General features: G+C 50.4%; 10 protein-coding genes. All 10 read right to left on the bottom strand.

Annotated elements, in window-relative coordinates; translation table 11 throughout:
* Positions 1-84 precede the first annotated feature (84 nt).
* Positions 85-1,383, bottom strand: a complete 1,299-nt coding sequence (ftsZ, locus tag ACR0QE_RS06730) for a cell division protein FtsZ (RefSeq protein ID WP_432627594.1) — start codon at positions 1,381-1,383, stop codon at positions 85-87.
* A 286-nt stretch (positions 1,384-1,669) separates the two neighbouring features.
* A complete protein-coding gene (locus ACR0QE_RS06735) occupies positions 1,670-2,395 on the bottom strand; it encodes a cell division protein FtsQ/DivIB (protein WP_432627595.1) in 726 nt (241 codons plus the stop codon).
* 240 nt (positions 2,396-2,635) lie between these two features.
* Complete coding sequence (murA, locus tag ACR0QE_RS06740) at positions 2,636-3,883, bottom strand: UDP-N-acetylglucosamine 1-carboxyvinyltransferase (RefSeq protein WP_432627596.1); 1,248 nt, start codon at positions 3,881-3,883, stop codon at positions 2,636-2,638.
* A gap of 93 nt (positions 3,884-3,976) precedes the next feature.
* On the bottom strand, positions 3,977-5,116 hold the full coding sequence (locus tag ACR0QE_RS06745; RefSeq protein WP_432627597.1) for an FtsW/RodA/SpoVE family cell cycle protein: 1,140 nt from the start codon (positions 5,114-5,116) through the stop codon (positions 3,977-3,979).
* A gap of 30 nt (positions 5,117-5,146) precedes the next feature.
* The gene (murD, locus tag ACR0QE_RS06750) at positions 5,147-6,502 is read right to left on the bottom strand and encodes a UDP-N-acetylmuramoyl-L-alanine--D-glutamate ligase (RefSeq protein ID WP_432627598.1); all 1,356 of its coding nucleotides are present in this window, start codon (positions 6,500-6,502) and stop codon (positions 5,147-5,149) included.
* Between the two features lie 52 nt (positions 6,503-6,554).
* Positions 6,555-7,523 (bottom strand): phospho-N-acetylmuramoyl-pentapeptide-transferase, encoded by a 969-nt coding sequence (mraY, locus tag ACR0QE_RS06755; protein ID WP_432627599.1) that lies wholly within the window; start codon positions 7,521-7,523, stop codon positions 6,555-6,557.
* A 212-nt stretch (positions 7,524-7,735) separates the two neighbouring features.
* Positions 7,736-9,445: a peptidoglycan D,D-transpeptidase FtsI family protein gene (locus ACR0QE_RS06760; protein WP_432627600.1), complete on the bottom strand. Its 1,710-nt coding sequence runs from the start codon at positions 9,443-9,445 to the stop codon at positions 7,736-7,738.
* A gap of 65 nt (positions 9,446-9,510) precedes the next feature.
* The gene (locus ACR0QE_RS06765) at positions 9,511-12,312 is read right to left on the bottom strand and encodes a peptidoglycan D,D-transpeptidase FtsI family protein (protein WP_432627601.1); all 2,802 of its coding nucleotides are present in this window, start codon (positions 12,310-12,312) and stop codon (positions 9,511-9,513) included.
* Entirely contained in the window at positions 12,290-12,787 is a 498-nt protein-coding gene (locus ACR0QE_RS06770) for a septum formation initiator family protein (protein ID WP_432627602.1), read from the bottom strand. The genes ACR0QE_RS06765 and ACR0QE_RS06770 overlap by 23 nt, the downstream gene beginning before the upstream one ends.
* A gap of 80 nt (positions 12,788-12,867) precedes the next feature.
* Complete coding sequence (gene rsmH, locus ACR0QE_RS06775; RefSeq protein ID WP_432627603.1) at positions 12,868-13,812, bottom strand: 16S rRNA (cytosine(1402)-N(4))-methyltransferase RsmH; 945 nt, start codon at positions 13,810-13,812, stop codon at positions 12,868-12,870.
* Positions 13,813-14,091 lie beyond the last annotated feature (279 nt).

A 14,091-nucleotide genomic window follows, 5' to 3' on the forward strand; every position in this document is an offset into this window, starting at 1 on the left:
GAACCTCTGTTTTCTGAGATTCCTGTCTCCCTGTTTTCACATTTCGATTATTTTTTTGATTGTTCTTGTCGATTTTGTCGACTCTTATCTCTTGTTCTTCTTTAAGAAGTCCGGAATGTTGATCGGGTTGTCATGATTGATCGGACGATAACCGGTTCTTGCGGTAGTCTGCTGATTGCCAAGTCCGATCTGCGGACCTGCACCCTGCGGGCTGCTGAAACCGATCTGCGGGCCTGCACTCTGCGGATTGCTGAAGCCAATCTGCGGACCAACATTCTGAGCCGGTCTCGTTGCAGCAGTCTGCTGTGCTACGGTCTGAGCGCCTACAGTCGGCTCTACCTTATTCTGTAAGAACGGCGGAACATACTGCGGTTTTACAGAAGAAGTTGCTCCAAGAGTATTCATCGCACTGCTTACCGGAGTCGTCTTTGCGGAAGAATCCAGTCCGGTTGCGATTACCGTGATCGTAGCCTCATCCTGTGCATTCTCATCGTACATTGCACCAAAGATGATATTTGCATCATCACCAGCCAGCTCCTGAACATAGCTTGCTGCATCGTTTGCCTCGATCAGGCTGATATCGCCGGAAATATTGATGATGACATGGCTTGCACCCTCGATCGTGGTCTCAAGAAGCGGGCTTGCAACTGCCTGCTTAACAGCCTCGATTGCCTTGTCGTCGCCCTTTGCATGGCCGATACCGATATGAGCGATGCCCTTGTCGGTCATGACAGTCTGTACATCTGCGAAATCCAGGTTGATCAGACCCGGAACATTGATCAGATCCGTGATACCCTGAACAGCCTGCTGAAGAACCTCATCTGCCTTCTTCAGTGCATCCGGCATGGTTGTGCGGCGGTCAACAATCTCAAGCAGCTTGTCATTCGGGATCACAATCAGAGTGTCCACGCTTGCCTTCAGGTTCTCGATGCCAGCAAGTGCATTGTTCATGCGGGCTCTTGCCTCAAAACGGAACGGCTTGGTCACAACGCCAACCGTCAGAATTCCCATGTCTTTTGCGATCTTTGCGATCACCGGAGCAGCTCCGGTACCGGTACCGCCACCCATTCCGCAGGTAACGAATACCATGTCTGCACCCTTGAGTGCCTGGGAGATCTCCTCAGAGCTCTCCTCAGCTGCCTTCTGTCCGATCTCCGGCTTTGCGCCTGCTCCAAGACCCTTTGTCAGCTTCTCGCCGATCTGCATTGCGGTCGGAGCTTTACAGAACTGAAGAGCCTGCTTGTCCGTATTGATTCCGATAAATTCAACTCCTGCAATGTTCTCATCCACCATGCGGTTCACGGCATTATTTCCTGCTCCGCCGACACCAACCACAATAATTCTGGCAGAATTCTCTGCTTCATTTATTTTAATCTCCAACAAGACCTTGTCCTCCTTAATTTCTCTCTAAAAGCTCCGTGTTGTAACACTTTCGTAATATTTTTTTAAACTCGCCTATCTAATACTATATGTGATTTCTGAAAAAATATCAACCTCTAATTTGCAGAATTTATGGAAAAATTTTGAGGATTCTTTGTTTTTTCTTCCATACAAAATGACAGAAGCCGACTTTCTTCGCGCCAGATTCGACTGCTTTCGCAGATTTGTGCCCTCTCACAAGAATCTTTGATTCAGAAAATTTCCATTATTGAGCAACAACTCTCCTCTTTTACGCTCTCGGCTTAAATGCGTACATGGCATTCAAGTTTCCCTCGTCATAAGTATCAAGGTAGAGCGTCCCTCTCATCCCGGTAATCTGAGGCATGATGTCGCTCAGTTCCGAAATCTTCCCGTTTAAGTCATTACTCCCTCCCAGAACCACGTCAATATCCCCGATGTAGAGTGTTGTGTTCCCGTTTGAGGAGAAACGGATCTGGTCGCTCTCTATCTGGTAAATTGAGAGCACCTGTGTCAGATTCAGAATATCTGAAAAAATCTGGGCACTCTCAACCGGCAGCTTCTCATAGAGCACGATATGTCCGAACTTGAGCCCGGTAATCTCGGGGATACCGGGCAGCTTCTCGCTCGCACTCTCGACAATGATGCCGTCCTTGTCAAAATACATGTAACTGCTCATGTACGAGACACAGCCCACCATGCTCTTCTCATAGACAATGATCTCGATCTGGGACATGCTGCGAAAGACAATCTTATAATCTTCCACAAACGGGATCTTCTGGTGGGGTTCAAATTGATCCTTCAAGTAACAGATTCCGGTATTTCTGCTCAGCGAATCCGGAAAAAGCATCTCCACAATCTGATCCGAATCGTATTTTTTATTTCCCGTCACCGTGATGTCCGTGATCTTCACAGACAGAAAAAGAATGACAAGAAACAGCAAAGCGACTCCCACCGCCCCGATCCAGTTCTTTTTTCTTTCAACTCTCTCTCTCATTTTCTGCCCGTTCCTCTGCTTTTTTCTTTCATAGAAAATTGTCTTCGGCAATGGGATTTTTTCTTGTCAGCCCATATTTTCGTACGGTCAGCGCAGTAAATGCGCAGACCTGCTGAATCGTTACCGAATTTTTCTATTTTTCTGACATTTACATCTGCAACTTACGAAGGTTTGCCATAGCTGGCTTTGTGGCAGGAAGCCACCCCCACACTCCTTAAAATACCAGTTAGAATGCCATCCTCACTCAAGCGCAATCTCTGCCCCTGCCTGTGCGAGATCCCGGCTGATGTCTTCATAGCCCCGGCTGATATGCTCATAGCCCTCAACGAAGGTTTCTCCCTCCGCTGCAAGCCCTGCCGCGACAAGTGCCGCACCCCCGCGCAGATCTTTCGCCTGCACACGCGCGCCGTGAAGAGGATGCCGCCCCTTTACTCTGGCAAATCTGTCCTCTATTATAATAGAAGCCCCCAATTTGCGCAATTCCTCCGCACAAGAAAAGCGCTTTTCAAAGACATTTTCTCTGATCCGGCTCTCTCCGTCGGCAGATGCACAGCCTGCCATCATCACCGGCTGAAGATCTGTCGGAAATTCCGGGTAGGGCCCTGTCGAGAAATCACAGGCACAGGGACGCCCGCTCATCTTCGCCAGGATCCCCTCCGGCCGCACTGCAATCTCCATTCCCATGCTCGACAGGAGTCTGAGGCTCTCTTCCATCTGGGATGCCGCTGCGCCTCTCAAAAGCAGCCTTCCCCCGCTGCGAAGAAGCGCCCCGAGATAAGTTCCCGCGACAATCCGGTCACCGTTTACCTCAAACGTGCTGTCGTGAAGCGAAACTCCTCCCTCAATCAGAATGCAGGACGTCCCTCCGCCTGTGATTTTCGCTCCCATGCTGCCAAGAAACGCACAGAGCATCTCAATCTCCGGCTCCCTCGCCGCACCGAGAATCCGCGTCGCCCCGCTTACGGCAGCAGCAGCTAAAATCGCATTCTCCGTCGCCCCGACACTCGGGTAAGGAAAACGGATCGTCGCCGGATGAAGCCGATTTGCAAAGACACAGATCTGCTCTCCCTCCGTGCGGATCTGAGCGCCGAGCGCCCGAAATGCATCGAGATGGAGATTGACCGGCCGGTTTCCAAGGCAGCAGCCTCCCGGGTGACGGCTGACTGCAAGTCTGAACCTGCCAAGCATCGGTCCGAGAAGCATGACCGAGGAGCGCATCTGTCCGGACATTGCACACGGCACAGGTGCCACTTCCGCATAGGTCGCATCAATCACCGCCGTGTGATCCTCAAGTGTACAATGACACCCCAAATACTCCAATATCCCCATCATACAGAGCACATCCTGTATAATGGGGACATTTGTTATCACGGTGGTTCCTCGGTGAAGAAGCGCTCCCGCCATAATCGGAAGTACCCCGTTCTTAGAACCCTGTATGCGGATTTCTCCGTTTAAGCCATGCCGGCCCCGGATATGAATGACAGACAATACAATCCCTCCCGATGCCTCCGTCTATATTCCTATCCTATGTACCTCAGCATGAAAACGTTTTGCTTTCTTGTATATGAGTTACAAATGTTTTTACGCGCCCTCCAGCTTTATCTGATTCGAGACACTCAGCACAAGCCCCATCTCAATCATCAAAAAGAGCACCGATGTTCCTCCGTAACTGATAAACGGAAGAGTGATTCCCGTGTTCGGGATGGTGTTCGTCACAACGGCAATATTTAAAATCACCTGAATCGCGATATGCGCCATCACACCGACCACCAGCATCGCGCCAAACAGATCCGGCGCATTGTTTGCAATCACCATGCAGCGGTAAATCATGAACATGAAGATCAAAATTACCGACACGGCCCCGAAGAGTCCGAGTTCCTCGCAGATGATCGAAAAAATCATATCGTTCTGCGCCTCAGGCACAAAACCGAGTTTCTGAATACTCTCGCCGAGACCCTTTCCGAAAAGTCCACCGGAACCGATCGCATAGAGTCCCTGGAGCACCTGGTAACCGCCCTCCTGTGCATACTGGGTCGGATCAAGCCAGACATGGATACGCTTCATCTGGTAAGCATGCAGAATGTTCATCTTCTCCAGAAACGGCTCCCAGAACTGCGCTGTGAAGATGAGCGCAAAGGCTCCAACTCCACTGCACAGAAAGATCGCATAGCGCTTACAGGCGACAAAGAGCATCACAACTGCAATTCCGAGAATAATCACTCCGGAGCTCAGGTTGTTGAGACCTACAATAGCCGCAATCGGAAGTGCCAGAAACATCATCCGGAACATTCCCTTCCAGGTATTGAGCTGGCCGGCATGTTTGACGACATAGGCCGCAAGAAAGATGATCAGAGCGACTTTCGCAAACTCGGTCGGCTGAAAACTGAACATTCCGACTCCGAGCCAACGCTTTTTTCCGTTAATCTCTTTTCCAACAAAAGTTACCGCAATCATCAGCACATAGGAGAGCAGATATCCGAGCATCGACAATCTCTGAAACCAGCGATAATCCATCTTAGAAATGATAATTGCTACAAGAAGACCTCCAAGCGCAATCACAAACTGGCGCTTCAGAAAGTATGCAGAATCCCCCTTCTGTGTCAGCTGTGCAGTGTAAGAGCTGGCGCTGTAAATCATCACAAGACCGAATGCCATCAGAAAAATCACGCAGAACAACAGGCTGTAATCATAAAAATGCCTGACTTTCTTTTTCTTTGCCATGGGGGTCCTCCTAAATCCATTGTGTTTCTATTAGAGATTTCTTACACATTCTTTAAAAATCTCGCCTCTCTGCTCATAGTTGTCAAACATACCCCAGCTTGCACATGCCGGAGAGAGAAGCACATTGTCACCTGCATTTGCATAAGCGGCGCAGACGCGGACAGCCTCAGCCATATCCTCCGCATACATAATCTCCGTAAATCCGTGTTTTCTCGCACACTCCGCAATCTTGTCGCGGGTCTGACCGATCAGAACCAGATACTTGACCTTATTGCCGAATTCCTCGATCCACTCGTCGTACTCGTTGTGCTTGTCGTATCCGCCTGCAATCAGAACCGTCGGTCCCGGCATTGCGCGGATTGCCTGAATTGCCGCATCCGGATTCGTTCCCTTTGAATCGTTGTAGTAGCGGACTCCCGCGCGCTCGAGAACAAACTCAATTCGATGCTCAACAGCCTTGAATGCCTTCACTGCTTTGCGGATCAGATCCATCGGAACACCCATGCGGATCGCCATGGCAACAGCCGCCATCACGTTCTCATAGTTGTGCTTTCCGAGCAGCTGAAGATCATGGACATTCACGATCTCCTCCGTCTTTCCGTCATGCGCATACATGATCAGATCCCCGTCAAGATACATGCCGGATTTGAGTTTCTGGGTGCTCGAGAACCAGAATACGCTCGGCTTGCGGTCTTCCTTCTCTCCAAATTCTCTCAGGACCGGATCGTCATAGTTGAGCACCACGCAGTCCTTCTCGGTCTGATTTTCCGTGATGCGCTCCTTCACTTCAATGTAGTTTTCCATCGTTCCGTGACGGTTTAAGTGGTCCGGCGTGATATTTAAGATTGCGCTGACATTCGGATGGAAATCCATAATCGTCTCAAGCTGGAAACTGGAGACCTCGGCAACCGTCACAGACTTCTCCGTCGTCTCAAGTGCCGTCTCAGTGTACGGAATTCCGATATTTCCGACAACAAATACCTCATCAAAATACGTCTTCATGATTGCGCCTGTCAAAGCGGTCGTCGTCGTCTTTCCATTTGTTCCGGTGATTGCAATGAGTTTGCCCTTTGACACATGATAAGCCAGCTGAATCTCACTCCAGATCGGAATCTTCGCCTCATCGAGAACCGGCACAAACGGGGCATCGAGCGGAATACCCGGGCTGATGATCGACAGCTCCACTCCGACAAGGTCGGTGCGGGACAGAGGTCCGAGGACAATCGTCAGCTTGTCATTCTCCTCAAAATTCTTCCGGATTTTCTCCGGGTCCAGTTTCTCATTTCCATCGTAGAGCACAACCTCCCCGCCCATCTTCAGGAGAAGTTTTGCCGCAGCAATTCCGCTTTTTCCGCAACCTGCCACTAATACTTTCTGACTGCTCATGTACATTTCCTCCTAATTTCAAGTTAACGTTTAACGTTCGTTGTATTCGACGTTACAGTCCAAGGTATGCTACCAGACAGAGAAGCGCCGTGACGGTGGAAAATACTGCCACCACCCTCGTCTCTGACCAGCCGCACAGTTCAAAATGATGATGAATGGGAGCCATCTTGAAAATTCGTTTTCCCTTTGTCGCCTTGAAATAGCTGACCTGCATGATGACGGACAGAACCTCCACCAGATAGATCAGACCGATGATCGGGATAAAAAGCGGCATCTGCATCATAAATGCACTCGAAGCCACAAAACCGCCGAGTGCGAGAGATCCCGTGTCTCCCATGAACACCTTTGCCGGATAGACGTTAAACAGCAGGAATCCGAGAAGGCTTCCCACAACCGCACCGGTGATCGGGCTGATTCCGCTGTTTTCCCCGATCGCAATGATCGTCAAAAACGTTGCGACAAGAATCGTCACACTCGTGCAGAGTCCGTCCTCTCCGTCCGTAAAGTTCACGCCGTTATCCGTTCCGAGGACAACAAAAAATACAAAAGGAATAAACAGAATTCCCAGGCTCACATAATATCCATGCTCAAAACCTCCGGTAAACGGAATCAGCATGGAGGTTCCGACCTCGCCGGAATGAATCAGGTACCAGACAAACACGCCGGTAACCACAAACTGGCCGATCAGCTTCTGGATCGGGTTGAGTCCCTCCGAGCGCTTCATCACAATCTTGATATAGTCATCAAGAAATCCGATGATTCCAAATCCAACCGTCATAAACAGAACCGGAATGATCTTCGGATAATCTTTCATATAGAACAGCGAGGTAATCACAATCGCTGCAAGAATCACAAGACCTCCCATCGTCGGTGTCCCCTGCTTCTTCAGATGCGCCTGAGGACCGTCGAGACGAACCTGCTGGCCAAACTTCAGCTTGTGAAGAAACGGAATCACGATCGGGCAGAGAATTGCGCTGATCGCAAAGGCAATAATAATCGCTAATATCGTTTCGTTAATCATAGTGCACTCCTATCGGTTATGTAGTCTGTCCGTCAAACCAGACATCGTATAGTATACGTCTTTTTATTTGAATAATCAAGTTACAGTTCATCCGTTGCATAAACTGCACTGTACCATACGGCATTTTCCGTTCAGAAAATGCCTGCCCGCGCACAATTTTTTCTGGCAAGTGTTCTGGCAATCCCATTATCCGTCCCGCAGGGACAGCCGGATCACTCCGGATCCACCCCGAGATAAGGCAGAATGTTTTGAAAGAGATCGGCAATCACGGGAGCCGCAATCGTTCCCCCATAGTAGATTCCCTGCGGTTCGTCAATTGTGATCAGCGCAATCACCTCGGGACTTTGTGCCGGGGCAAAGCCAAGAAACGAGGAAATATATTTTTTCCGGCTTCTCGGAAGTTTCTCGGAAGTGGCTGTCTTTCCTCCCACGCGGTAGCCTTCCACCGCCGCTTTCTTTCCGCTTCCCTCCGCGACAACCTGCTCGAGCACGTACCGGAGAGTCTCACTCGTCTTTTCAGAGAGAATTCTGCCCTTTTCCTTCCACGGAAATTCCTGAACCCTCGTCCCGTCCGCACTCACGGCGCGCACGGCAAAATGCGGGGTGATCCGCCGCCCCCCGTTGACGAGGGAGGCTGCTGTCGTAATCAGCTGGATCGGGGTGATCTGAAACGATTGACCGAATGAGACGGTCGCAAGCTCGACCGGCCCCATATTTTCTTTTCGGTGCATGATCGTTGACGCCTCACCGGGAAGGTCGATCCCCGTCTTTCCGCGCAGGCCAAACTGGTCGAAATAGGCGACATAGCGGTCGACGCCGAGTCTCTGCCCCACATCGATAAAAACAGGATTGCAGGAGTTCATCGCCCCCTGAAGAAAAGTCTCCGCCCCGTGCCCTCCGACCTTATGGCAGCGGATTTTTCGATCCTCAACGATCCGAAATCCCGGGCATGAGAACGAGTCATTCAGCGTGACAACTCCCGCCTCAAGCCCTGCCGCCGCTGTGATGATCTTGAATGTCGATCCCGGCTCATACGTGTCATTGATCGCCGGATTTCTCCACATCTGGTTCAGAAGTTCCTGCCGCTCCTTCGATGAGATGGTAGTCTCCTCCGTCAGCGTAAACGGCTCATTCAGATCAAATTCCGGGACATTCGCCATCGCGAGAATCTCCCCGTTCTGAGGATTCATCACAATCAATGAGACCTTTTTTGCGCCCTTTCGCTCCATTGCAAGGGTTGCGAGCTGTTCTGCATACTTCTGGATATTCACATCAAGGCTGATCTGAAGATCCATGCCGGCAACCGGCTCAATCCTGTCCTCAAACGCATTCTCAAGCTCCACACCCTTGGCGTCCGTCATCGTCAGAATCGTCCCATTCGTCCCCTTGAGCACAGATTCATACTGCACCTCGAGACCGATGATGCCCTGATTATCCCCTCCGGTAAATCCAAGCACCTTCGATGCGAGAGAGCCAAACGGGTAAGTGCGCCGGTAATCCTCATCCACCTTCACCCCTGCCAGATGGCAGGCCCGGATCCGGTCCCCGACCTCCTTCTCCACATTTGTCCGGATGATCTCGCGCGAGCTCTTCTTCTCAACCCGCGCACGCACACGTTCCTCATCCATCTCAAGCTCCCGGACCAGTGTCTCGATCACACCTTCCCGATCCTCAACCTGGTTATAGATGACGGAGATCGTGCACACTGTCCGGTTATCCGCAATCACAATTCCGTTTGCATCGAGAATTCTTCCGCGCGCTGCCTTGATCTTCCTCTCCCTCTGGTGCAAATCCTCCGCCATCTGGCTGTACTGCGCGGAACAAAAAAGCATCAGATAAACAAGCCGCCCTGTGAGTCCCGCCATGCACACGCACAGCAAAACACACAGGACGGCAATCTTTTTCCGGTGACGGGTCATCATGGAATTATAACCTCTCCCGAGCACTCATCATTATATGATATGGCGCCCAAAAGATTTTAGAACTTTTATTCTCCCTCAGAGGTCTCTGCAGGCAGGGAATCTGCCGCTCCCTCCCCTGTTTCGGAAGCCTCCGCTGCCTCTGCGGTATCCGTGGTATCCGTCTCCGGGGCGGCTGTCTGTGTCGCCTCATCCTCGGTCTCTGCACTCACGCTGACCTGGGCACTCACATCCGGCAGAGCATCCATATCCCTGACTTCTGTTCCCGGATCAATCACAATCTCCGTCTCAGCAGTCTCTGCTCCTGCCGGCATATTGTCCGGAATTCCGTTTCCTCCGTCCGCGGAATCGACATACTCATCGGTATCGTAAACCTTCGTCTCCTCCGGTGCCTGCTCTGCGGCCGCTCCGTTGTTGTCCGTAATTCCCTCAGAACCCGGAAGCTGCGCTGCAAGCGACTCATCGACATTCTGTGCATCCACAGCCGGGAACACATTCATGTACGGAAGAATGTCCTGCATGATATTGGAGAATACCCCTGCTGCGAAGGAACTGTGTGCCTGATCTTCCACATGAGGCTCATCAATCGTTACATAGACGAGAACCTGCGGATCATCTGCCGGAGCAAAACCACAGAACGAGAGCAGGTAATTTCCCTGTCTTCTCGGAATTTTCTCTGCTGTTCCGGTCTTTCCCGCAATGTCATATCCGGCAACTGCCGCTGCCTTTCCGGTACCCTCATTGACCGTCCTAAACAGTGCATGCTTGATAAACGTGCTCGTGGATTCCGACACGGTCTCGCGCACCAGTTTCGGCTCAACCTTCTTCACAACAGACCCCTGCTCGTCAAGAATCTGTTTGACAACATGAGGCTCATAGTAGGAACCGCCGTTGATGACGGAACAGTATGCCGCTGCCATCTGAATCATCGTGCAGTTGTAACCCTGTCCGAACGAGTTTGTCGCAAGCTCAACCGGTCTTAAATTGCTGGCATCATAAATCAGGTTCTTCGTGTCTGCCTCGCCCGGAAGATCGATTCCGGTCTTTGCACCGAAGCCAAACATCTTCTGATAGCGGGAAAACATGGCAGCACCGCTCTTTGCCGCAATCTGCATCATCGCATCGTTACACGACTGCATCAGCGTCTCCTCAAGCGTCAGGACTCCGTGTCCGCCTCGCTTCCACGCGTCACACTTGATCTGGACCCCTGCAATCTCCTGAAAACCGTCGCAGAAAAACGTATCATTCTGCGAGATGAGTCCCTCTTCGAGTGCAGCTGCAACAGTGAAGATCTTGGACGGGGATCCCGGCTCATATGTATCACTGATACAGTAGTTTCTCCAGATCTGGTTCCATGCAACCTGCTGACCGAATGAGCGGATCTCATCATCCGAGTAATGGGAACGCACCTGATCCTGCGTGATCGGTGCCTCATCCTTGTGTTTTCGATTCCAGGTTGCCGTCGCCTCCTTCAAACCGAACTGCCAGATCTGATCGTCATTGAAACGATCCCCGATCACACGCGGATTGTTCAGATCAAACGTACTTCCACTCGCCATCGCAAGCACTTCCGCAGTATCCGGATCCATGACAACAACACCGATCTGTTTCGAGCCCGTCTGCTGTTCCCACTCCTGAATCCGCTTTTCCACCGCATTCTGGATATTGACATCGATCGTGGACACGACAGTGTTGCCGTTTGTCGCCGGCTTGATTACGCGCTCCAGATTTGAATCGTCATTCAAATATCCGTACTCACGGCCGTTTGTTCCAATCAGAGAACTGTTGTAGGACTGCTCAATTCCGCCAAGTCCGCTGTCTGTGCCGGAAAATCCGATCACATTGCAGGCAAGGGAATTGTACGGATAGAGTCTCTGGTACTCATCCTCAAACCAGACACCCTTTACGCGCGCTCTCGAATCTGCCTTCGCATTTGCCTGGTTTGTCTCTTTCTGATAATTCTCAAAGTTTTCCTTGTCATCATAGGAGAGTTTTCTCGCATAGCGGATGTACGCCTTATCCTTATTCTCCGTGATCAGCGTGCGGATCGTGTTCTCATCATATCCGAAGACCGTGACAAGTGCATTCACCGATGCATCCAGATAATTCTCCTCTTTCGACATAATCTGCTGAGGATCGATAATCAGGTTGTAAACTTTCTCCGTTGTCGCCAGATACGTTCCGTTGCGGTCCACAATATCACCGCGCCGGTACGGAATGACCCGGCTGTCATATGACTGCTGAGCCAAAACAATCTGTGTGTATTTGTCCTGATTTCTCGTGATAATCGTGTACAGTCTCCATGTCACCATCGCCGCAAGAAGAAGGATGATGATTCCCGTCGCCGCAAGCTTCTCCTGCATATACTTCACAAAAATCCGCTTTCTGCCGGAATTTTTGACATTCGAAGCCGAGGATGCACTGCCTGAATTTTTCAAGTTGTTCGCCGCTCTTCCACTTCCTGCGGTTCTCGCATTGCTGGCTGCTCTGGCATTGTTTTCTGTTCTTGAATTTCTCGCCGCGCGCTCTCTGTCAGAACGATAAGCGGTGCCCGTAACTCTTGCACCGCTTATCGTTCTGGCTCTGCCCGTCGGTCGGACTGCGCCTTTGGCATTTCCACTTCTTCCGCTGTTGCCGCTTCTGTTTTTCAGGTTATTGCTGCTATTGCTGCTGCCATTCGGTCTGCTGTTGCTGTTCGTATTTCGGTTGTTTCTGGTACTCTTATTGTTCTTACTGCCTGTATTTCTCGTTGAATTGCCTGCCTTACTATTCGTATTGCTATTACTCGTATTGCCGGTACGATTTTTATTACCTTTTCCGGACTGATTCCTGGCATTCTTTCGGGAATCAGTATTTCGGGATGTCCTCATTCTGTTTTACGTACTCGCTTTCTTTTTTGTCGTACAGACGAACCTGATTGCGGTTCGCATATACCATCCCCAACTCTTCCGTCGCAACCTTATAGATATGGTCTAAATCAACCGACGTATTGATTCTCGTCTGGAGTGCATCATTCTCCGATTTCAGGTCTTCCACTTCCTGCTCAAGCTTCTCAATGTTGTGGATTCTTCCGGTAATCGTAGACTGCACCTGCAGATAGCTCACGCAAATATAGAGCGCGCTCATCGCCGCAACCGTCAAAGCGAGAACGTAAGGCACATCCATCTGAAGTGCTTTCTCCCGATTTCGTCTGACAGCACGGTTGACTCTCCGCTTGCGCTGCATCTGTTCGCGCTGTTCACGTTCTTCTCGTTCGTCCCGTCTCGGCTGACGTGACGGTGATGTCTTTTCCACTGCAGTACCATACACATAAGGTGGTTGTTTCATTCTTCTCTTCTCAGCCATACTATCCCCTCCCTGTCTCAGTCTGACGCCCTTTTTCCTTTTTTCTCTTCTTTTATTTGTCTTACCCTTTTTTCTGCCTGTCACTCTTCGCCCCGCTCAAAAACGCGAAGTTTTGCGCTCTTTGCCCGCGGATTTTCCTCCATCTCCGTGTCAGAAGGAAGAATCGGTTTTCTTGTAACTACTTTTCCCTTGCTCTTCTTTCCGCACATGCACACCGGAAATTCAGGCGGGCAGATGCAGGGATTCTCGTTCGTCCGGAACCGGTTTTTCACAATCCGGTCCTCAAGCGAGTGGAAGGTGATGATGCTCAGTCTTCCTCCCGGAGCAAGCAGATCAATCATCGTGTCGATGGAATTTTTCAGCACTTCAAGTTCCTGGTTCAGTTCGATTCGGATCGCCTGAAACGTTCTCTTCGCCGGATGTCCTCCCGTCGCACGCACTTTCATCGGAATCGCAGCCTTGATGACCTCTGTCAGCTCTCCTGCGGTCTCAATCGGCTTTTCCTCTCGTCTCTTTACAATGTGTTTCGCAATATTTTTTGCAAACTTGTCTTCCCCGTAATCGCGGATGATCCGATAGAGATCCGACTCCGTGTAGGTATTCACAATGTCTGCTGCTGTCTTTGTGTTTCGCTGATCCATACGCATATCAAGCGGGGCATTCTCATCCCGGTAAGTAAATCCGCGCTCTGCTGTATCCAGCTGATACGAGGAAACTCCCAGATCCAGATAAATACCGTTCACTTTTTCGATTCCCAGATCCTTAAGAATCTGAGCAATATTCACATAGTTGCTTCGCACAACCGTAACGTGATCCCCATACGGCTCCAGTCTCTCTGAAGCTGCCCGGATCGCATCTGCGTCCTGATCAATTCCGATCAGGCGCCCTCCTTCTCCAAGACGTCTGCACACTTCCGAGGCATGGCCGCCTCCTCCGAGTGTTCCGTCCACATAGATGCCATCCGGTTTTACCATCAGGCTGTCTATCGTTTCTTCAAGCAAAACGGATTTGTGTTCAAATGCCATCTTATACTCCCAGACCTTCCATGTTTCTCAGCACTACCGACACTTTCAAAATGAAAGCTCATTGATAGGCTTTTCGCGCTTATCACTGACACTCCAACGGCTAAAGCTCGTTGGGTTCTCATACACATGAACTTCCAAATATGCTCGAAAGTATATAAGACTAATTCGTTTCTATGAGACTTTCATTATCAATCATTCTGATGAATGAATTAACGATAACATACGGCTCGTGTCAAAACCGTTTTTTAATCTTTGATTTTCCATACATATATTATACTG

The sequence above is a fragment of the Brotaphodocola sp. genome, assembly GCF_050873065.1.
GTDB lineage: Bacteria > Bacillota > Clostridia > Lachnospirales > Lachnospiraceae > Brotaphodocola.